Consider the following 21005-nt stretch of genomic DNA (forward strand, 5'->3'; position numbering starts at 1 on the left):
CACGGGGCGGCGGGCGCCGGGCGCGGCGGCGCGGATCGGCACGACGCTCACGCCCGCGGCCTCGGCGGCGTCGCGGACGGTCCGGTACGCGTGCCGGGTCGCCGTCGCGCCCAGTTCCGGCGGCAGGTCGCACCTCGCGGTGGCGAACCGCTGCTGGAACGGCGGCCACCCGCGGACGATCGGCGCGCGCGGGGTGCCGAGCGCGGACCAGAACCACAGCCAGCGTTCGGCGTCGAAGGTTTCGAGTTCGAACCGGACCCCGTCGGACGAGCGGAACGGCGGCGTCCGCGCGGGCCCCGGGGAGGACGGACGGTCCGCGCCCGGTTCGGCGGTCGCGACGGCGACGTACTGCGTGAGCGCGAGGGCCGCGGCCTGCGCGACGGACGTGGTGGCGGCGACGTCCGTGCGGCCGTGCAGGGCGGCGAGGGCGCCGGCGGTGAACGCCTGCGCGGCGAGGACCCCGGCGCACACGGACGCGTAGTCGATCGGCAGGACGCGGGGGCCGCCGCGCGCCCGTCCGTGGACCTGCATGATGCCGCAGGCGGCCTGCACGTCGTGTTCGCCGTCCATCGGCACCCGCACGGGCCCGGACCAGCCGATCGCGCACTCGGGCAGCACCCCGGGAAACGGGAGGCGGACGGCGGCGAGCCGTCCGGCCGGCGCATCCGGCGGGGCCGCGCCGCCGTCCTCGATCGTGCAGCCGAGCGCGCGGAGCCGGGCGGACGCGACGCGCAGCGCGAGGGAGCCGCCGGAGGCGCGGACGGTCGTCCCGGCCAGCGGTCGTGTCACGTCCATCGGCCCGTCCCGTAGGTCTCGGGGGCGAGGCCGAGCCGTTCGCGCAGGACCGCGCGGCGCACCTTGCCGGTGCCGGTGCGCGGCACGTCGTCCCACTTCAGGACGGCCGGTTCGGCGAGTTCGGGCAGGTCGGCGGTCGCTTCGCGCCAGCGGACGGGGTCGAGGGGCGCGTCGGCGACGACGACGGGCAGGGACGGCCCGCCGGGGACGCTGAGCACGACGCATTCGACGACGTCGGCAGCCGGTCCTCGATGACGTCTTCGAGTTCGGTGCCGCTGCCTTCGGGGACGGCGTCGGCCTCCCGGTCGAGGAGGAGGAGCCGCCCGTCGCGGGTGCGGACGCCGATGTCGCCGGTCATGAACCAGCGGCCCGCGCGTTTGCCCTCGAACCGCGCCCGCTCCCCCACGTACCCGTCCGCGAGCGCGCGGGTGGCGCAGACGACGAGCCCGGGGGTGCCGCGCGGCACGGGCCGCAGCGTGTCGCGGTCGAGGACGCGCAGCCGGGTGCGGCCGGGGACGGGACGGCCGAGGTCGCGGGTGGTCGGATGCCGCTGGTGTTCGGCGGCGAGGGCGCGGCGGGTGAGGAACCGGAAGGTCAGCGGGCCGGTCTCGCTCTGCCCCCAGCCTTGCAGCCAGACGGGACGGGCGTGCCGCGTGGCGCCGAGGAAGGTGCGGACGGTCGGCGGGTGCACGGCGTCGAACGTGCTGACGAACAGCCGCACCCGGTCGAAGGGGTGGTCGTCGCCGCGCGCCCGGGACCGCCACCGGACGAACGTGGCGGGCTGGGCCTCGACGACGGTGGGCCGGTGCCGGTCGAGCAGCGGACCGGCCTCGGCCCAGTCGGACGAGGGGAGGGCGAGGAGTTCGCGGGGGCCGTGGGTCAGCGCGACGGCCGTCCAGGCGAGCGCGCGGCCGTGCACGAACGAGAACGATCCGGCGAGCACGTCGTCGGGGCGGGCGGACAGCAGCGGCCAGCGGCGCGCCTCGAACCCGGCGAGGCGGCGCAGCAGGGTCCGGGTGGTGTGCGTGACGAGCTTGGGCACCCCGGTGGTGCCGGACGTGTGCATGATCGCCAGCGGGTGGTCGACGGGCGGCCGGTGGGGGGCGGGGACGGGCGCGCCGCGCACGTCGTCGAGCGTGAGGGCGGTCGCGGAGTCGCCGTCGAGGAGGAGCGTGCGGGCGGCGCGGGACTCGGGCGCGCCGCCCGCCGACCAGCTCGCGGCGAGCCGCGCCGAGTCGGTGACGAGCAGCGCCGGGCCGAGGCGTTCGAGGAGGGTGTCGAGCGTGTCGGCGTCGAGGTGGGCGGACAGGAGTGCGGGGACGGCGCCGATGCGGGCGGCGGCGCAGGCGAGCAGGACCGTGTCCCAGTGGTCGCGTTTCGCGATCGCGACCCGGTCGCCGTGCCCGGCCCCGGCGGCGGCCAGCCAGCCGGACGCGGCCCGCACGAGCCGGGCGAGCGCGGGCGGGTCGAGGGCGGTGCCGAGCGCGGGCGCGATGTCGAGCGGACGGCCGAGGTGCACGACCGTCGAGCCGCCGCGGTCGGCGAGGTCGTCGAACAGCGTGCCCAGCTCGATGCGCTTGCCGAACGGGATCATCGGCTCGCCTCCTGTCGTGGATGGGGGGATAAGGCGTCGCCGAGCCCGTCGCCGAGACCGTCGCCGAGCCCGTCGGCGAGGACCGCGGTCGCCGGTCAGGTGGGCGACGACGCGCGCGGCGGCCGTCCCGCCGGACGCGACGGCGCCCTCGCTGCACGGGCGCAGCACCGTCCAGTCGCCCGCGTACTCGACGGCCGCGACGGGACGGCGCGCGAACGCGGCGCGCAGCCGCAGCGCGCGCGGCGCCGCCTCCGGCAGCCCGTACCGGAACCGGGACACCCGGACATGCTCGACATGCCGGGAAAGGCCGGGGACGAACCGTTCGGCGCGGGCGAGCAGCCGGTTCGTCACCGCATCGTCGGGCGCGCCGACGAGTTCGGCGGTGCCGGCGCGGCTGATCGTGATCAGCGACAGCAGCCCGCGCCCGCCGGGCGCCCGGCCGGGATGCTTGTGGTGGTCGGCGGTGATGACGCCGAGCAGGGGGTCCTCGGCGGACGGGACGAGCGTCGCGAACCGGGGCCGGGCGCCGCGCGGCGCCAGCGGACGGTCCAGGACGAGGCTGACGCGCAGCATCGGCGCGTACCCGCTCGCCCGCAGGAACTCGCGGTCGGCGGGCGGCGCGTCCGGGTACAGCCGGGCCGCGACGGGCGCGGGGACGGCGAGCACCGCGGCCCGCGCCGTCACGGTCTCGCGCGGCGACTCCAGCCGGACGGGCCCGGGCCCGTTCGTCACCCGCGTCACGGGGAGCCGAGGACGACGTCGAGCCGGTCGGCGAGGGCGCGCGCCAGCGTGTCCATCCCGTCGCGGTAGGTGCGCCAGCCGCCCGTCCCGCCGGACGTCGCCAGGTGCGCGGCGAACGGGGCGGCGGCGGACCGTCCGGGGTCCCAGCCGAAGAACCCGGCGACGAGCGGCTCGACGAGGTATCCGCGCAGGTCGCGATGGTACGGGCGGACGAGTTCGGCGACCGTCGCCGCGCCGAGCGAGGTGTGTTCGGGGCGCTGCGGGTCGAGGTCGCCGAACCGGGCGAGCCGCGCCTGGAGCCGCACCAGGTCGAGGCGGGCGCGGACCGGCAGGCCCGCCCCGGTGAGCAGCCCAAGGGGACGCCCGACGTGCGGGCGGGTGCGGCCGCCGCGCCACACGGCGAGCGCGTCCGGCACGCGCGGGACGGCGGCGGGGTCGGCGTCGAGGCCGAGCGCGGAGATCAGCCGCCACGTCGCCGGGTACGCGGGCCGGTCCGGGAACATCTCGGCGCCGATGTCGATCAGGCAGCCGTGCTCGCGGACCGTCCGCATCCGCCCGCCGACGGCGTCCGCGGCCTCCAGCACCCGGACCGTCCGGCCCGTCGCGGCGAGCGCGTGCGCGGCGGCCAGCCCGGCGGGTCCCGCACCGACGACGGCGACGTCGACGTCCACGTCGGTCACGACACGGTCCCGGACGCGACCAGGTTCGCGGCGATCAGCAGCGCGACGGTGCCGCGGTGGGCGTGGATGGCGATCCGGCGGGCCCGCAGGATGTCGCCCCGGAACCCGATCACGAGGTGCGCCAGCCGCATCGCCACGACCGGGAGCAGCACCGCCGGGAACCACCACGGCGCGGCCCCCGCCGACCGACCCGGCGATCAGCAGCACCAGCGCGCCGGTCGCCGCGGCGACGAACGCGCGGTGCGTCCGGGCCGACACCAGCGTCGCGACGGTGATCCGCCCGGCGGCGCGGTCGCCGTCGGCGTCGTTGGTGTTGGAGTACAGGCCGAACAGCATCGGCCCCGCCCCGAACACCACCGCCTGGACGAGCACGAACGCGGGCGCCGCACCGGTCAGCAGCGCGTACGGGACGAGCGTCCAGCCGATCCCGAGCCCGATCAGGAAGAGCTCCTGGAACCCGCGGTAGCTGATCTTCAGCCCCCACGAGTACTGCACCGACGCGGCGGCGCACACCGCCGCGAGGACCGCCGCCCACACCGGACGGTGCGGCGCCGCGACCACGGCGGCCGCCCACAGCGCCGTCCCGATCGCCGTCGCCGCCCACGCGAACCGCAGCGCCTGCGGCTCGGTGAGGGTGCCCGCGACGAGCGGCTTGCGGTGCAGCCGGCGGCGGGCCGCGTCGGACCCGTAGTTCGCGGCGTCGCTCCCGTCGCGGAACCCGGTGATGTCGTCGAAGCCGACCATGGCGGCCACGACGACGACCTCCGCGAGCAGCACGAGGCCGAGCAGCCCGAACGTCGCGGCGTCCCAGCGGACGGCCGGGACGAGCAGCGCCCAGACGAGCGGGAGGCCGAGGTAGTAGTCGTAGATGTCGAGTTTGGCCAGCCGCGCGTAGGCGGCGAGGCCGCCGCGCACGCCGCCCGGGACGGGCGCGTCCGTCCGGGCGAGGGCCGTCTGGTGCGTCATCACCGCTCCCGGTTCGTGTCGGTGCAGATATAGGTGTCGGCGAACGCGTGGACGGCGTCCGCGATGTGCTCGGCCTGGGCGTCGGTCAGGTGGGGGTAGAGCGGCAGCGAGAGGTTGCGGCGGGCGGCGGAGGCGGCGTTCGGCCACCCCGCCCCGGGCCCGGCCGCGGCGTGCGGGGCGAACGCGGGCTGGGCGGGCAGCGGGCGCGGGTAGTAGACGTGCGAGGCGATCCCGCGCGCGGCCAGGTGGTCGCGCAGCTCGTCCCGCCGGTCCGTCAGGACCGTGTACACGTAGTGGAAGCGGCCGTCGCCGCCGACCGGCGGCGCGACCAGGCCGCGGTCGGCGAGCGGCGCGAACCGGCGCGAGTAGTACGCGGAGATCTCGGCGCGGCGCGCCAGCCGCCCGTCCAGTCCGGGCAGCCGGTGGAGCTGGAAGAGGGCCATGACCTCGTCGAACCGGCTGTTGTGGCCGACGCGGTGGTGGACGAACCGGTGGGCGCCGTCCTGCCCGTGGTTGCGCAGCATCCGGACGGCCTCGCCCAGTTCGGCGTCGCGGGTGATGGCGACGCCGCCCTCCCCCGGCATCCCGAACGTCTTGACCTGGACGAACGAGTACACGCCCGCGTCGCCCCAGCAGCCCGCCGGACGCCCGCGCAGCGTGCCGCCCTGCGCGAGCGCCGAGTCCTCGATCAGCCGCAGGCCGTACCGGTCGGCGAGGTCGCGGAACGCGGGCATGTCCGCCATCACGGAGAACATGTGCGCGGGCAGGAGCGCCCGCGTGCGCGGCCCGATCAGCGCCTCGGCGGCCGCCGGGTCGATCGTGAGCCGCAGCGGGTCGATGTCGGCGAACACGGGACGGGCGCCGGCGTCCAAGACGGTCGCGGCGAGCGGCGCGCACCCGAACGCGGGCACCACGACCTCGTCGCCCGGCCCGATGTCCATCGCCGCGAGGAGCAGCGACAGCGCGGACGTCCCGCTGGAACACGCGACGACGTCCCCGGCCGCCCCGGCGGTCGCGGCCGTCAGACGGGAGCGGAGCGCGCGTTCGAGGGCCGCGGTGTGCTCGCCGAGGATGAACTTCTGCGCCGTCCCGGTGCCGATGGCGCGGACGGCGTCCAGCAGGGCTTCGCGGTCGCCGTCGAACAGGTCGGGCGGGAAGAACGGGATGGTCGTGGCGGCGGCGTCGGCGGCGATCGGTGGGGCGGTCAACGGGGCGTTCTCCTTCCGGCGTAGAAGGCTTCGATCTCGTCGCAGACGCGGTCGGCGTGCGCGTCCGGCAGGTCGGGATAGAGCGGGAGCGCGAGGGCGGCGGCGCACGCGGCCTCCGCGCGGGGGAAGTCGCCCGTCCGGTGCCCGAGGTGCGCGAAGCACGGCTGCAGGTGCAGCGGCCGCGGGTAGTAGACCTCGGTGCCGACGCCCCGGGCGGCGAGGTGCGCGGCGAGCGCGTCGCGTTCGTCGGCCTCGACGAGGTAGACGTAGACGACGCGTCCGGTGCCGGGGTGCGGCGGGACGTCCCCGGGCACCCGGCGCACCCCGGGCACGTCGCGGAGCCGCGCGTCGTAGCGGGCGGCGAGTTCGGCCCGCCGCGCGATGTCGGCGTCGAGCCGGGCGAGCTTGCCGAGCAGGACGGCCGCCTGCACGTCGTCCATCTTGCTGTTGCGGCCCGGCAGGACGGTCGGGTTGGAGATGGCGGGAAAGTCGTCGAGGGTGCGCCCGCCGCGCCCGTGGTGGCACAGCATCCGGACGGCCTCGGCGACCGCGCCGTCGTCGGTCAGCACCGCGCCGCCGTCGCCGATCGCGCCGAGGGTCTTGGCGGGGAAGAACGACAGGACGCCGCCCGCGCCGTGCAGCCCGGCGTGCGCGCCGTCGGCCCGCATGCCGATGGCCTCGGCGCTGTCCTCGACGAGCGTGAGGCCGTGCCGCCGCGCGACCCCGGCGACGCCGCGCAGGTCGGCGGTCCGGTCGAAGAGATGCACCGGCATGATCATCCGGGTGCGGGCGGTGACCGCGGCGTCCGCCGCCGCCGGATCGATGCCGTGCCCGCCCGCCTCGATGTCGGCGAACACCGGGACGCCCCCGGCGAGCGCGACCGACGACGCCGTCGCGATGAACGAGTACGCGGGGACGATCACCTCGTCGCCCGGCCGCAGCCCGACGGCGCGCAGCAGCAGGACGAGCGCGTCCGTCCCCGAGTTCACCGCCACGACATGCCGCGCGCCGGTCCATTGTTCGAGGGCGCGTTCGAGTTCGGCGACCTTCGCGCCGTGCGAGAACTTGCCGTTGTCGAGGACGTCGATCAGATGTCTTCGAATGCCGCCCCATTCGGCGCCGAACGTCGCCGCCTGGGTGAAGAACGGAATGGATTGCCCGGTCGAGCTCGTCGTCGTCTGCACGTTTCCCCGCACGTTCGAGAGGCGGCGGCGGAACCGTCCGGGAGAACACCGGCAGCCCATTTAGGTGCGGCGTTCTCCCGGACGGCCCGTCATTTCCGGGACGCCCGGCCGGCGACCGGGCGCTCAGCGGCCGGGGGTCAGCGGCCGAGCAGCGGGATGTCGTTGCGGCCGAGGTGGTAGTCGCGCACCGCGTTCACCAACTCGTCCACCGACAGCTTCCCGCTGCCGTCGGTGTCGAGCTGGCGGAACGCGCTGTCGGCCACCTCGGGGCTCAGCCCGATCGCGGCGAACCAGCCGTGCATCTCCGCCGGGGTGATCTCGCCGTCGCCGCTCTTGTCGAGGACCGTGACGATCCCCTGGATGGTCGGCTTGACCACGGCGGCGAACCCCGCGTCGCCCTTGCCGATGATCTCCTGCTCGGCGACCTGCAGGAACTGCTGCCGGCTCATCTTGTCGGTCCCGGCCGCGCCCGCGAGCGCGTCGAACATGCCGAGGTAGGCGTCCTTGAGCCCGTCCGCCTCCGGGGTGCCCTGCGCGCCCAGCCGGGCGATGATGTCGTCGGCCTCGCGCTCGAAGTCGGCCCGCTCGATGGTGCCGTTGCCGTTGCTGTCCCACAGCCGGAACCGCTCTTCCAGGCGGTTCTCCTGCTTGGTGGCCATGACCATTGGACCTTCCTTTCCGCATCCTCCGCACGGGATGCGAACAGTCGAATCGGGATTCTGCGAGGGGGCGAATCCTGCACCCGGTCTCACACCACTGAGATTGCCTATTTCCGTCGGCGAAAACCATGCTGCGAAGGTAAGGACCACATATCTCCGTGATGAATTCACACCTCCCCCGGACCACTTTTCAATTTGGGCATGCGGCGGCCGAAGCAGTTACAGAATTCGGTCATTTACCGATACGTCGGCCGGTGTTCAGCGCGGCGGGCGGCCCTGCCGGAACACGAGCCGTTCCTCCGGCGCCAGCCCCAGCCCGCCCCCGCTGCGCGGCGGCCCCTGGTCGGCCCGGACGAGCACGTTGTAGTGGTTCGGCAGGTGGCAGCCGTCGAAGCCGAGGAGCACCCCGATCCGGCGGTCGCCGATCCACAGCTCGTCCCCGCGGTCCAGGACGCCCGCCGCGCCGATCTCCGCGAACCCGAGGAACGCGACCCGGTCGATCCGTGCCCCCGCGGCGGTCTCGGTGTGGTCGGTCGCCACCAGCTCGTGCACCTCGCCCGCCCGCACGCAGCGGCTCGCGAACGGTTCGAGGCGCATCCCGCGATCCGTCCGCGAATGCGTCAGCACCTTCACCAGCGTCGCCCGCACCGCCCGTTTCGCCCCGTCCTCGTCAGGGTTCATCCGGTGTGCTCCAGCCGGTACGCGTGCTCGACGAACCGCAGCGCGGCGAGACCGCCGTCGTACTCGAACCGTCCCCGCACGCACCGCGCGAACGCCCGCACCACCCCGACGTACTCGTGCCACAGCGATTCCTTGAACCCCGTGTGCCCGTCGAGCATGTCGGCCCGCAGCGTCCGCCCGTCCACCAGCCGGACCTCTACGTCCTTGCACTCGCCCGGATACGACCAGTCGAGCAGCACCCGCGCCCGCGCCGGCCCCGCCCGCAGCCCGATGTCGGCCCGCCGGTCGGTGCCCGCCGCGTCCCGCTCGATCCGCGCCGACACCGTCTCCGCCGGCCCCAGCAGCAGCCGGACCAGGTCGAACGCGTTCGGCCCGTTGTCGGCGACGCACCCGCCGCCGCAGCGCGCCGCGTCCAGGTACCAGCCGTCGTCGCCCGCATGCTCCTCGATGCGCTCCAGGTACCGGACCGTCACCTCCGCGACGGCCGCGCCCGCCTCCGCGCACTCGCGCGCGAGCCGCTCGACCGCCGCGTTGTGGCGGCGGTGGAACGCGGTGAACATCGGGACGTCCCGGCGTTCGGCGAGCCGCTCCAGCTCGGCCCCCTCCGCCGCCGTCAACGCCAGCGGCTTCTCCACGCAGACCGCGACGTCCCGCTCCAGCGCGTCCACGCAGATCCGGTGATGCACGTCGTTCGGCACCGTCACCACCACGGCGTCCGGCCGTTCCTCCTCCAGCAGCCGCACATGGTCGGTGTAACCCGGCATCCCGTGCGCGAACGCCTTCGCCGGGTCGCCGTCGCACACCGCGGCCAGCCGCACGTCCGGCGAGTCGCGCAGCGCCGCGAGGTAGAACCGGGAGATCACCCCGAGCCCCACGACCGCGACCCGCAGCGGCGCCATCACCGCTGCTCCGGGACGGCGACGCCCGTGCGCACCGCGACCTCGTACAACTCCCCGTACAGATCGCGGCCCAGGGGGACGCCGTCGCGCATCCGCTCCCGCGCCCGCTCGTGCTCGTGCCACCCCGGATACCGGACGGGCTCGCCCGGCTCGGCGGGCGGGCAGTCCAGCAGCGCGCCGAACAGCGCGGCGGCGTCCGCCGGTGTCCGGTCGTGGAGCGTGTCCGGCGCGATCGCGACGGTCACGAAGCCGATGTCGTCGTCGCGTCCGGTCTCGCCGAGCGGGCCCAGGCCCGCCCCCGCCACCAGCGCGGCCAGCACCTCCACCGCCAGACCCAGCCCGAACCCCTTGTACTGCCCCGCCGCACCGCCGAGCCACAGCAGGTGCGCCCGTCCCGCGTCGAACTCGGCGGGATCGGTGACGGCGCGGCCCGCGTCGTCCGCGAGCAGCCCCGCCGGGACCGTCCGGCCCTCCCGGGCGGCCCGCCGGACGCGCCCCGTCGGCGCGGCCGTCGTGCTCATGTCCAGGACGAACGGCGGGTGCGGCCCCGCGGGCGCCGCGACGCTCAGCGGGTTCGTGCCCAGCATCGGCACCGCCCCGCCGGGCGGCCGCGCGATCCGCTGCCCGCCGCAGTTCGCCGCGACCAGCCCGATCATCCCCCGCTCCACGGCCCGCAGCGCGTGATGCCCCGCGCACCCGAAGTGCGTCGCGCCCCGCACCGACACCATCCCGATCCCGTACGACTCGGCCCGATCGGCCGCGAGGTCCATCGCGGCCCCCGCCGACCACAGGCCGAGCGCCCGGCCCGCGTCCAGGAGCACCGCGGCGCCCCGATCGGCCAGCACCCGCGGATCGGCGCGCGGCTCCACCCGTCCCTCCGCGAACAACGGCAGGTACAGGCGGGTGAGATTCGCGAGACCGTGGGACTCCATACCGGTCAGATCGCCGTGGCAAAGCGCGCGCGCCGCCGCGTGCGCGCGGGCGCGCGGCACACCGTGCGCGGCGAACACGGCGGTCGTGAAGTCGATCAGCTCGGCGTAGTGCACGCGGACACCGTCCGCGGCCTGCTCGGGGGGATCGGCGGCAAGTAAGGTCACGGCGCTCCGTTCGAGTCGTCGGTGAAAGCGATGAGCAGACGGGACACGGCATCGGCGAACGCCGCGAGGTCCGCCGCGTCGGCGAACTCCCCGTCGGCGTGCGCGTTGTTCGCGGCGAGATCGCCGGGCCCGAGGACGACCGTGCACGTCCCCGGGATCTGCGACATCCAGATCGCGTCGCAGGTGAACGCGGGCTCATCGGGGGGCCACGACGGAATCCCCGCGCGCTGCAGCAGCGCGTGCCCCCACGCGTGCCGGTCGTCCAGCACCGGCAGGCCCCGCTTCAGCCACTCCAGCCGGGTGATCGCGTGCGCGTCGGCGGCGGTGCGGGCGAACAGCATCGTGTCGGCGAACCGCGCCGCGAACGCGTCCAGCCCCCCGTGCAGCGCCGCCTCCACCTCCCGCTCCATCCGGCGGCCCGCGTCCATGGACGAGTACGCGAGGTTCAGCGACAGCGCACCCGACCCGTACACCTTGTTGTGCCGCGCCCCCGTGCGCAGTCCCGCGACGCACACCGCCGCGCGCGCCGCGTACGGGTCCAGCGCGTGCCCGAGCCACTGCGCCAGGAACCCCAGCAGGACGCTCGCGTTGTGCCCCTCGCCCGGACGATCGTCGATCGCGTCCGTCCCCTCGACCACCACCCGCGCCGTCATCGACGCCGTGCACCGGGCGAGGAACCGTCCGCCGGTCGGCTCGCAGAACACGTTGAGCCGTCCGGTGTACCCCGCCTGCACCAGCGGACGAGTGCCGAACACGCCCATCGCCCCGCCCTCCTCGCCCGCGACCGCCTGCACCAGCACGCCCACGTCCCGCCCGATCGCCGGTCTCCTCGCACGAGCCGAACGGATCCCGGCGAGCAGCGCCACCGCGGGCCCCTTCGCGTCGATCGCACCCCGCCCGTGGAACCGCGCGCCGTCGAACGACACCGGTTGCTCCCCCGCGACGGTGTCGAGGTGGACGTTGAACATCACCGTGCGAGCGCCCGGCACCCCGTCCGGCCCGAGCCGGAGCACGAGGTTCGGCTGGTCCGCGAGGAACTCGGGCCGGTCCAGCGCCGCCCGGACGACCGCGGGCACCGGCCCCCGCTCCACGTCCGCCCGCACCGCCGGCGCGTGCCGCACCACGCGCATGCCGAACGCCGCCGCGTGCTCCGCGTACGCGAGCTGCGCCTCGCAGAGCCGATTCGTCCGGTCGCCGTCCCCGCCTTCGAGGGGCCCCGCGGTCGGCAGGCGGAGCAGCCGGACGAGCAGCTCACGATCGTCCCCGGTAAGCCCCGCCGCACCGCCGGTCCCATCCCCGGCGGTGGCCCAAGGACCGACGAGGCCGGTCGTCGCGAAGCCCTCGATGGCCGCATCCCCCTCGGGCGTCTCGGCCCCGTCGCCGGTGGCACCGCACGCGGCGCACGGGCACTCCGTCCCGGAGCCCGCCGGACCACCGCCGACCGAGCCCTCGCCCGCCGGGCGACCGGCTTCACCGCAACCGGTGCCCGGACGACGAGCGGCAGCCGGACGACCAGTGCCCGTGCCATCGGAACCAGGGCAACCAGAGCCTGCGCAAACGGTGCCCGTGCGAGCGGCACCCAGGCAACCGCCACCCCCGGGGCAACTGGCCTCTAGGCAACCGGCGGGCGGGCCGTCGGCGGGTGCGGCCCCGGCGGCCGGGTGACCGGGGGTCGTGTCCTCGGGGCCGGTCGAGTCGGGGGTCGCTCGGGGCTCGGCGGGCGGGGTCATCGGGCGGGGGCCTTCGGTGCGATGTCCGTGACGAGGCGTTCGAGGGCGTGGGCGCACTCGGCGAAGGTCGTGGGCTCGCCGTGTCCCGCTTCGGCGTGCGGGCGCAGGGCGACGTGGGGTTCGAGGGAGAGGACGCCGTCGTAGCCGTGGTCGAACAGGAGGCGGAGGCACTCGCCGACGTCGGCGTCGCCCTCGCCGGGCGGCACGTAGACGGTGTCCCCGCCCGCGCGCGTCGCGTCCTTCACGTGGACGTGCGCCACGTACGGGACGATCGCGCGCAGCATCGGCGGCGCGGGGTAGCCGTGCGGGACGCCGTTGCCGGTGTCGAACAGGAGCCGCAGGGACGGGCTGTCGATGCCGGTGACGAGGTCGAGCATCCGGTCGGCGCGGTCGCCCGCCCAGCCCGCGCAGTTCTCGTGGACGAGGACGAGCCCGCGGTCGGCGGCGCGGCCCGCGAGTTCGCGGAGGCGCGCGCGGGCGCGGCGGCCCCATTCGGGCTCGTCCAGTCCGCCGGACGGGTACGACATGATCCGCACGAGCCGGGTGTCCAGGACGGCGCAGCGGCGCGCGAGGGTTTCCAGTTCGCGGGTGTCGAGGGTGAAGTCGCCGGTCACCGGACGGGACCAGTCGCCGATCTTCGACGCGACGCCGACCACGGACGTTCCGGCGGCCCGCAGGTGTTCGGCGGCGCGGCGGAAGTCGTCCGCGGGCATCCGGGCGATGGGGGTGCGGTCGATGGTGCGCAGTTCGAGGCGGTTCCAGCCGAGTTCGGCGACGGCGGCGAGCTGGCCCGCGAGGTCGGGTGCGGCCTCGTCGCCGATCCCGGCGAACCGGACGTCAGCCGACACCGCGCACCTCCGGCACTCCGGCGCAGAGGCGTTTGGCTTCCGTGAGGAGCCGGACGGCGTCGACCTGCAGGGGGAGCGTGCCGTGCGGGGCGGGCGCGGTCGTCGCGTAGCGCTCGTACGTTCTGCCGAGGAAGGCCGGGAACGCGTCGTCGTCGAACGCGGTCCAGGTCGCCTCGCCGCCGGGCCGGACCGTGCGGAGCTGGGCCGTGTGGTCGGCGTCGCTGCACGGGTAGTGGCCGATGAGGACGCCGTCGTCGAAGTCGAGGGTGATGCGGCGTTCGCGGACGGGCGAGGTGAGGTCGGAGTCGATCTCGGTGCGGACGCCCGTGCGGTGCGCCAGCCGGAGGCGCGCGCGGCCAAGTCTCGGCGCCCGGTGGTCGCCGATGACGAGGTCGTCCCAGGACGCGTCGACGACGCGGAGCAGTCCCGGCGAGGTCGAGGGCGACGGCGAGGGCGTGCGGCACCTCGACGTCGAACGCGGTCGGGTGGGTGCGGGCGCGCGGGTGAAGCGCGGTTTGTTCTGCACGACGCGGATGCCGCGCAGTTCCCCGAAGCGGCGGCCGGCCACGGCCGTCCGGAGGCGGCGGGTGAGGGCGCTGTCGAGCCAGTGGGTGGCGACGGTGATGTCGAGGCCCCAGCGGCGCCGGATCCGGGCGATCGCCGCCAGTCCGACGAGGTCCACGGCGAGGGGCTTCTCCACGATGATCTTGCGGTAGCCGAGTCCGGCGAGCCGGTCGAGCATCGCCGCCCGGACGTGCGGGGGCGTGCACAGGTGCACGACCGTCCGGTCCGGCGGGCAGCGGCGCGCGGCGTCCTCCAGCGAGTCGACGGTCGCCGCATCGGCCACGGGCGGACGGAACGGGTCGAAGGCCACGATCGGGACGGGTGCCAGCAACCCGGGAGCAACATCGCGAACCTTGGCGAGCGACGGCAGGTGCAGCCGGTGGCCCGCCCTGCCCATTCCAACGATGAGGGTGTGCAACATTGCAGGTCAGTGCCCTTTCCGGTGCGTTCGGGGGTCGCCTGAAGGGCGGTGCGGGAACGTGCGTTCCGGCACCCGGGCCTCAAGCTAATTCACGGACAGTGAACAGTCAACGACCGGTTGTCAAACCCTTCGATCGATCGCCGGTCGTCCGGTGAGCAGCGATTGTTACCCGAAGTGACAAGTCGATTGCCGGGTGCCATGAATCCGGGGCGGCGTGGGCATCACCATCGCCGTTCCCTCCGATCACGACAAAGGAGCTTCATGCCCGCACCCGCACGGATCGCCGCCGTCACCGCCCTGACGGCCGGTCTGCTCACCGCCGCCTCCCCCGCGAGCGCCGCCCCCGCACAACCCGAAGGCAAGATCGTCGTCTTCGTCACCGAGGGCGCCGAGGTTTCGTTGGCGGGCACCGAACTGCGGGAATACCCGCCGTCGTCCGCCTGCCAGGCGTTTCCGGCGGGCGCGCACGTCGTCGCAAATCAGAGCACCGGGCGACTGCTCTTCTTCGCCGACCCCTTTTGCCTGACGCCCGCCCCGCCGCCGTTCAATTTCATTCCCCCAGGTCACGGGGCGCACGTGTCCCCGACCGGCGGTTTCCGGGTCGGCTGACCCCGAACGGCACGCACGCGCCCCGTCCCCACCGGGACGGGGCCGTCCCCGGGCGTGTGCCGGGGCCGTCCGCGTTGTGATATCCACAAGACGGGACGGCTCCGAGGCGGGCGGGAGGCGATGGGTACGGGCATCGACCTTCTTACCGGCGCGTTCTATCCGGACGACCGGGTCCGCGAGGAGGCCCCGTCGCGGCGGCTGGCCGTGGTCGTGTTCGACGGCGCGCTCCTCGGCAGCATGTCCTTCGCCTGCGGCGTGTTCGACATCGCCGCGCACTACGGCGCCCTGCCCGACGTCGACCTGCGGATCGTCGCGGGCGAACCCGGCACCGCCATCGTCGGCGGCGGGCTGACCTGTCCCGTGCCCCACGACCTGGAGACGATCCGGACCGCCGACCTGATCGTCGTCCCGAACCTGCCGCAGCCGACCGCCGAACGGCCGCCCGCGCCGGTACTGGACGCGCTGCGCACCGCCCACGCGCGCGGCGCGCGGGTCGCCGGGCTGTGCAGCGGGACGTTCGTCCTCGCCGCCGCGGGCCTTGCTGGACGGACGCCCGGCGACGACGCACTGGTCGATGGCGGACCGGCTGGCCGAACTGCACCCGGCCGTCCGCGTCGACGCGTCCGTCCTGTACGTGGACGACGGGGACGTGCTGACCGGGGGCGGCGGCGCGGCGGGAATGGACCTGGGGCTGCACCTGATCCGGTCGATGCTGGGCGCCGCGGACGCCAACCGGCTGGCCCGCGCCATGGTGGTGCCGCCGCACCGTGCCGGCGGGCAGGCGCAGTACATCGAGTCGCCGATCCCCCACCTCGACGCCGAGGACCCGGTCGCCGAGACGATGGGGTGGGCGCTCGGCCGGCTCGACTCCGCGCTGTCGACGTCCGACCTCGCCGGACGCGCGCACATGAGCAGGCGCAACTACGACCGGCGGTTCCGCGAGATCACCGGGTCCGCGCCCGCGCAGTGGCTGGCCCACCAGCGCGTCCTGCGCGCGCAGCAGCTGCTGGAGACGACCGATCTGCCGGTCGACGAGGTCGCCCGCCGCTCCGGGTTCCCGTCCGCCGCCGCGCTGCGCGTCCGGTTCCGCCGGGTCACCGGCGTCCCGCCGACCGCCTACCGCGAGACGTTCACGCACCGTCCGGCGGACGAGGCGTCCTGAAACCGTCGCCCGTTGGCCGAAAACGGGCTCCCGCCGGGACGGCCGTCCCAGCAAAATCGGATCACCCCGCATGAACGGACCCCGCCGAAACGGAAGGGACGACCCGCCCATGCGCTCCCGAGCTCTCACCCTCGGCGCCGCCGTGCTCCTGGCCGGTACCGGCCTGGCCGCGCCCGCGTTCCGCCGCGCCCGCCGCCGCGCGGACCGCTCCCGGTGTGCCCCTGACCAACACCGCCACGTTCAATTCCCTGGGCGGATCAGAGATCGTCAACCATCTGCTGGAGCTGATCCGGGGGGCCGAGCCCGGCTCGGAGATCAAGTTCACCGCGTTCCGGTTCGAGGAACGGTCCGTCGCGGACGCGCTGATCGACGCGGCGCGGCGCGGCGTCCAGGTCCAGTTGCTGGTCGACGGCGGGGCGCCCACATCGGACGGCCAGCAGTACATCCCCGTCGAGGCGGCGCTCGCCACCGACAACGACGACGGGACGTGGGCGCGCCACTGCGGCGGGGCCGAGAACCCGTTCCCGGAACCGTCGTGCCAGGGCACGAACGCGATGCACAACAAGTTCGCCCTGTTCTCCAGGACGATGGGCACCGACGACGTCGTCTCGACCGGCTCGGCGAACCTGAACGACACGTCCGGGCGCACCGTCTGGAACAGCTGGTACACCCACGTCGAGAACTCCGGCCTGTTCGAGCGCTTCAAGGGCTACTTCGGGGACATGGCCCGCATGGAGGTGAAGCCGGACTACTACAACGAGAACCCACCGGTGATCACCGGCAACGTGAAGAGCTACTTCTACCCGCGCGCGAAGGTGGACGGCGACGCGGCGGCGAACGACACGTTCGTCCACACTCTGGACGCGACGCGTTGCCCCGGGACGATCCGCGTCGCGAACTGGTCCCTCAGCCGTCCGGCGGTGGCCCACGCGCTCGTCGCCAAGGCCGCGGAGGGCTGCACCGTCGAGGTCGTCGCGCGCAAGATCTACCCGTCCGCCTGCAAGGCCCTGGCCACCGCGGTCGAGGCCGGCGCCGAGGTGCGGCTGTGGTCGTACAAGGAGGAGGACGAGGCCCCGAACTACGTGCACAGCAAGGACGCGACGATCGAGGCGGGCTACCCGAACACCTCCGAGAAGGCGAAGGTCGTGTTCACCGGTTCCGCCAACCTGAACACGCCGTCGCTGGAGCACAACGACGAGAACGTCGTCCGGATCATGAACCAGGAGACGACCTACGCCGCGTTCGTGGACCACTTCATGCGGGTCAAGGCCCACGCGGAGTCCTCGGGGCAGGGCTTCCGGATCCTCGGCACCGAGGACTGCGCGCCCGCCTGACCTCCACCGTCCCGTCCGCGTGGCTTCGCGGGGGCGAGCCACGCGGGCGGGCGCCCCTCACTGATCCCGGCGGCGGTCCGAATCTGCGGGCGGCCATTGACTCGCCCTGCCCTCAATCATACATTCAGCCATTAAGTGTATGAATGGAGGGCGGCGGGATGGGACGAGAGACGGCCGTGGTGCTCGGCGGCAGCGTGGCGGGGCTGTGCGCCGCGGGGGTGCTCGCGCGGCACTTCGACGAGGTGATCGTCCTGGAGCGGGACCTGCTCCCGCCGGACGCGGAGCATCGCCGGGGCGTGCCGCAGAGCAAGCATCCGCACTTCCTCCTCAACTCGGGGCGCCGCGCGATCGGCGCGATCTTCCCCGGGTTCGAGGAGTCGCTGATCGCCGCGGGCGGGATGCACCTGATGCCGTCGATGGACGCGGCCTACTGCGAGAACGACGGCTGGGCGCCGCGCAAGTCCGGGACGATGACGATGGTCTACAGCTCCCGGGTGCTGATCGAGCGGGTCCTGCGCGACAAGGTGCGCGAGCTGCCGTCCGTCGAGATCCGCGAGGGCGTGACGGTCACCGGGCTCCGCTCGTCCGGTGCGGGGACGGCGCGCGGACGCGTCGAGGGCGTCGCCTACCGCACCGGCGAGGGCGAGGCGTACCTGGCCGCCGACCTGGTCGTCGACGCGCTGGGCCGCGGCTCCTCGGTCGTCGACTGGCTCGGCGCGGACGGCTGGGCCGCGCCGCCGGAGAAGACCCTGGACGCCAAGGTCACCTACACCTCCCGCTGGTACGACCTGCCCCCGGCCGACCGGCGGCCGGAGACGTGGTGGTGGAAGCACCTGGTCGTCACGCCGACCCAGGACACCGGCGACCACCCCGCCGAGCACGAGTTCCTCAGCAACTTCTTCCCCATCGAGGGCGACCGCGCGATCGTGTGCATGGGGTCGTGGGGCATCGACATGCCGCGCCGGACGGAGGCGTTCGAGGCGGCGGTGGACCGGGTGCGGGCGACGGCGTTCGGACGGGCGACGCACGAGTGCACGCCGACGTCCGAGGTGCATCTGACGCGTTCGACCGGCAACAAGTGGCGCCGCTACGACCTGCTGGAGGTTCCCCCGGTCGGGCTGGTCTGCGTCGGCGACTCCATCTGCGCCTTCAACCCCTTCTACGCCCAGGGGATGAGCTCGGCGGCCCGGTCGGCGCTGCTGCTCGGCGAGCTGCTGCGCGCCCGCGAGACCGCCGATCTCGCGTTCTTCCGCGAGTTCCTGGCCCGGCAGAAGAAGTCCCTCGACGTGCCGTGGATGCTCGCGATGGCCCGCGACCAGGCGTACGACTTCGCGACCGGCACCGAGGTCGTCGCGCCGCTGCGGCGCAGGCTCGCCGCCCGGTTCAGCTGGCCGATCTTCAACGCGATCAACGCCGCGAGCCGCGAGGACGCCTACGTCGAGGGGACGTTCGCGCAGGTGTTCAACCTCGACAAGTCGCTCCGCGAGATGGCGACCGACCCGCGGTTCTGGTTCGGCATCGCCCGCTACAAGCTGCGGCAGCGCCTCGGCCGGACGGTCGTTCCCGGCGGGTTCGACGAACGGCGGGACCCGCCCGGCATCGACTACACCGGCTACACCCGCGGGACGGGCGGGGCGCCGTCCGCCGGAACCGGCCGCGGCGACGACCGCGTCGGCGTCTGACCAGGGAGCGAGCATGGGACACACCTGCGAACCGGACGCCGAGCGCCTCGCCGAGGGGCTCGGGTTCTCCTGCCACGACACCGCCCCGGTCATGGACGTCCGCGACCCGTTCGACCTCGCGAACGGCACGCTGCCCGTCCTGGAGCTGCTCATCGTCGGCGGCGCGGTGTTCGCGCTCGTCCACGCGTGGCGGCGGTGGCGGCGCGACGGCGACCCGGTCAACCTCTCGCTGTGGTTCGCCTCGGTCGTCTACCTGGCCGTGATCGAGCCGCCGCTCTACTTCCCGAGCTGGTTCGGCCTGGACGAGCACGTCGGGTTCATCTTCTCGCACAACGTGTTCACCGTGCAGTTCATGTACGACCGGCTGCCGCTCTACATCGTGGCGTTCTATCCCGCGCTGTCGCAGCTCGCCTACGAGCTGGTCCGGGCGCTGGGCGTGTTCGCCCGGCGCGGCCCGCTGGTCGGCTCGGTGGCGGTCGCGTTCGCCTGCCAGGTCTTCTACGAGATCTTCGACCATCTCGGCCCCCAGCTGAAGTGGTGGGCGTGGAACCCCGGCAACGAGATGATCAACCAGCCCGCGCTGGCGTCGGTGCCGATGAACAGCATGCTGCTGTTCGCCTCGGTGTCGTTCGGCGCGATGACCTACCTGGTTGTCCGGCTGACCGGGGACAGGCCCGGCCGCGGCCCGCTCACCGGGCCGGGCGTCGCCTGGCGGACGATCGTGGCGGGCGCCGCGACGCCGCTCGCGATGATCGTCGTGAGCGCGCCGTCCGGCGCGTTCCGCGGCGAGGACCGGCTCGGGATCCAGCGGGCGATCCTGTCCGCGGAGCTCGGCGTGGTGTGGGTCGTCGGCCTGTACCTGCTCGCGGACGCCGTCCGCGCGGTCCGCGCGGGCGACGTGCCCGAGGTGACGTCGCCGCTGTTCGTGCGGGTCTACCCGGCGGCGTACCTCGGGGTCCTGGTCGTCCTGTGGCTGACCGCGCTGCCCGCGTACTTCGGCTCGACCGGCGGGTTCACCGAGCAGGGGACGCCGGTCGGGAGCCTGTGGTACGCGGCGCTGTGCACGGTCGCCGCGGCCGGGTTCGTCCTGGCCGCGCTGCGCGTGCGGGCGGCACGGGCGACCGCGGAGCCTGTGCGATCCTAGGGCCCATGGCGCACCACGGCTGGGGAGGACGCCCTCCCGCATCGGACGCCGAGGCCCGGCAGCGCATCGTCGACGCGACCGCCCGCTGCATCGACCGGCACGGCGCCGCGAAGACGACCCTGTCGGACGTCGCGAACGAGCTCGGCGTCACGCGCCAGACCGTCTACCGGCACTTCGCCCGGATCGGCGACATCGTCGGCGAGGTGGCGGCGCAGGGCGCCGAGTCGTTCGTCGACCGGCTGGTCGCCCACCTGCAGGGGATCGGCGACCCGGCCGAGGCCGTGGTCGAGGGCATGATGTTCTGCGTGCGGACGATCCCGACCGAGCCGCGGCTCAGCACGATGCTGCAGATCAGGGACTCCGGCGCCTTCGGCCGCGGCGCCACCACCGCGGACGCCATCGCCTACGGCGCGCGGATGCTGCACCGCTTCCCCGTCGACTGGGCGGCCGCCGGGATCGGCGCGGACGAGCTGACCGGCCTCGCGGAGATCATCATGCGGCTGCTGACGTCGTTCGTGGAGCACCCGAGCGACCCGCCGCACGAGCACGACCGGATCCGCGCCCTCCTCGACCGCTGGCTCGCCCCCGCACTGCACCCCGTCAACGCCTGAACCCCGCATGACGCTCCGGCCCGCCTCATTTACGCTTGGTGAAGCGGGCAGGAGGAGAGCTTGGGCGAAGCGGGGTCCACGGCGGTCCGTGTCGGCGCCGCGACGACCGCGGTCGCGTTCATCGGCGGGTGCGGCATGGGCGCGGTGGACGTCGATACCGGTCCGCCTCGCCCGGACGGCCGCGAAATCCGCGTCGCGGTCGTCACCGGCCGGATCACCCCGCCGACGCGCTGGCCGGACGCGTGTTCGCTGCTCACCGAGGACGAGTTGCGCGCCGTCCTCCCGTCCGCGGAGAGCGTCGAGATCCGGTCGGTGACCGAGAGCCCGTCCTACCCGCCATCCGTTCCCGGCGGGAAAGCGGTGAACGAGCAAGCGGTGCGGAACGGGCGATGCACC

General features: G+C 74.4%; 18 protein-coding genes. 6 read left to right on the plus strand and 12 right to left on the minus strand.

Annotated features, from left to right (window positions below; genetic code table 11):
• The 12 genes from BJF79_RS46045 to BJF79_RS46105 form a co-directional block, all read right to left on the minus strand.
• A partial coding sequence (locus BJF79_RS46045; RefSeq protein ID WP_187357152.1) for a CoA transferase occupies nucleotides 1-795 on the minus strand: 795 nt, incomplete at its 3' end.
• Nucleotides 796-892: 97 nt separating this feature from the next.
• Nucleotides 893-3121, minus strand: coding sequence for an AMP-binding protein (locus BJF79_RS46050; RefSeq protein ID WP_262403565.1), 2229 nt, complete (start codon nucleotides 3119-3121; stop codon nucleotides 893-895).
• A gap of 5 nt (nucleotides 3122-3126) precedes the next feature.
• On the minus strand, nucleotides 3127-4776 hold the full coding sequence (locus BJF79_RS64700) for an FAD-dependent oxidoreductase (protein ID WP_262403566.1): 1650 nt from the start codon (nucleotides 4774-4776) through the stop codon (nucleotides 3127-3129).
• Complete coding sequence (locus BJF79_RS46065) at nucleotides 4776-5984, minus strand: DegT/DnrJ/EryC1/StrS family aminotransferase (protein ID WP_083734748.1); 1209 nt, start codon at nucleotides 5982-5984, stop codon at nucleotides 4776-4778. The genes BJF79_RS64700 and BJF79_RS46065 overlap by 1 nt, the downstream gene beginning before the upstream one ends.
• Nucleotides 5981-7168, minus strand: a complete 1188-nt coding sequence (locus tag BJF79_RS46070) for a DegT/DnrJ/EryC1/StrS family aminotransferase (protein ID WP_262403567.1) — start codon at nucleotides 7166-7168, stop codon at nucleotides 5981-5983. Before BJF79_RS46070 ends, BJF79_RS46065 begins: the two co-directional genes overlap by 4 nt.
• Nucleotides 7169-7305: 137 nt before the next feature.
• Entirely contained in the window at nucleotides 7306-7833 is a 528-nt protein-coding gene (locus tag BJF79_RS46075; RefSeq protein WP_075906967.1) for an EF-hand domain-containing protein, read from the minus strand.
• A gap of 252 nt (nucleotides 7834-8085) precedes the next feature.
• Nucleotides 8086-8508, minus strand: coding sequence for a DUF6917 domain-containing protein (locus BJF79_RS46080; protein WP_075906968.1), 423 nt, complete (start codon nucleotides 8506-8508; stop codon nucleotides 8086-8088).
• Nucleotides 8505-9407, minus strand: coding sequence for a Gfo/Idh/MocA family protein (locus BJF79_RS46085; protein ID WP_075906985.1), 903 nt, complete (start codon nucleotides 9405-9407; stop codon nucleotides 8505-8507). Before BJF79_RS46085 ends, BJF79_RS46080 begins: the two co-directional genes overlap by 4 nt.
• Nucleotides 9407-10504: an Ldh family oxidoreductase gene (locus BJF79_RS46090; RefSeq protein WP_075906969.1), complete on the minus strand. Its 1098-nt coding sequence runs from the start codon at nucleotides 10502-10504 to the stop codon at nucleotides 9407-9409. Before BJF79_RS46090 ends, BJF79_RS46085 begins: the two co-directional genes overlap by 1 nt.
• Nucleotides 10501-11634 carry a M20/M25/M40 family metallo-hydrolase gene (locus BJF79_RS46095; RefSeq protein WP_262403568.1) on the minus strand — a complete coding sequence of 378 codons (1134 nt, stop codon included), beginning with the start codon at nucleotides 11632-11634 and terminating at the stop codon, nucleotides 10501-10503. Before BJF79_RS46095 ends, BJF79_RS46090 begins: the two co-directional genes overlap by 4 nt.
• Nucleotides 11635-12230: 596 nt before the next feature.
• The gene (locus tag BJF79_RS46100) at nucleotides 12231-13082 is read right to left on the minus strand and encodes a sugar phosphate isomerase/epimerase family protein (RefSeq protein ID WP_075906970.1); all 852 of its coding nucleotides are present in this window, start codon (nucleotides 13080-13082) and stop codon (nucleotides 12231-12233) included.
• Nucleotides 13072-14043 carry an oxidoreductase gene (locus BJF79_RS46105; RefSeq protein WP_262403569.1) on the minus strand — a complete coding sequence of 324 codons (972 nt, stop codon included), beginning with the start codon at nucleotides 14041-14043 and terminating at the stop codon, nucleotides 13072-13074. Before BJF79_RS46105 ends, BJF79_RS46100 begins: the two co-directional genes overlap by 11 nt.
• 285 nt (nucleotides 14044-14328) lie before the next feature.
• On the opposite strand from BJF79_RS46105, the gene BJF79_RS46110 reads away from it, so the two are divergent.
• From BJF79_RS46110 to BJF79_RS46135, 6 genes are all read left to right on the plus strand, one after another.
• Nucleotides 14329-14676 carry a hypothetical protein gene (locus tag BJF79_RS46110; RefSeq protein ID WP_075906971.1) on the plus strand — a complete coding sequence of 116 codons (348 nt, stop codon included), beginning with the start codon at nucleotides 14329-14331 and terminating at the stop codon, nucleotides 14674-14676.
• A gap of 574 nt (nucleotides 14677-15250) precedes the next feature.
• Nucleotides 15251-15838 carry a GlxA family transcriptional regulator gene (locus BJF79_RS64705; protein WP_262403570.1) on the plus strand — a complete coding sequence of 196 codons (588 nt, stop codon included), beginning with the start codon at nucleotides 15251-15253 and terminating at the stop codon, nucleotides 15836-15838.
• Nucleotides 15839-16053: 215 nt separating this feature from the next.
• Nucleotides 16054-17172, plus strand: coding sequence for a phospholipase D-like domain-containing protein (locus BJF79_RS46120; RefSeq protein WP_075906972.1), 1119 nt, complete (start codon nucleotides 16054-16056; stop codon nucleotides 17170-17172).
• A gap of 158 nt (nucleotides 17173-17330) precedes the next feature.
• The gene (locus BJF79_RS46125; protein ID WP_262403571.1) at nucleotides 17331-18854 is read left to right on the plus strand and encodes an FAD-dependent oxidoreductase; all 1524 of its coding nucleotides are present in this window, start codon (nucleotides 17331-17333) and stop codon (nucleotides 18852-18854) included.
• Between the two features lie 13 nt (nucleotides 18855-18867).
• Nucleotides 18868-19998, plus strand: coding sequence for a hypothetical protein (locus BJF79_RS46130; protein WP_075906973.1), 1131 nt, complete (start codon nucleotides 18868-18870; stop codon nucleotides 19996-19998).
• Between the two features lie 5 nt (nucleotides 19999-20003).
• Nucleotides 20004-20609, plus strand: coding sequence for a TetR/AcrR family transcriptional regulator (locus tag BJF79_RS46135; protein ID WP_075906974.1), 606 nt, complete (start codon nucleotides 20004-20006; stop codon nucleotides 20607-20609).
• Nucleotides 20610-21005: the final 396 nt, after the last annotated feature.

The sequence above is a fragment of the Actinomadura sp. CNU-125 genome (assembly GCF_001942465.1).
In the GTDB taxonomy this organism is placed as follows: Bacteria; Actinomycetota; Actinomycetes; order Streptosporangiales; family Streptosporangiaceae; genus Spirillospora.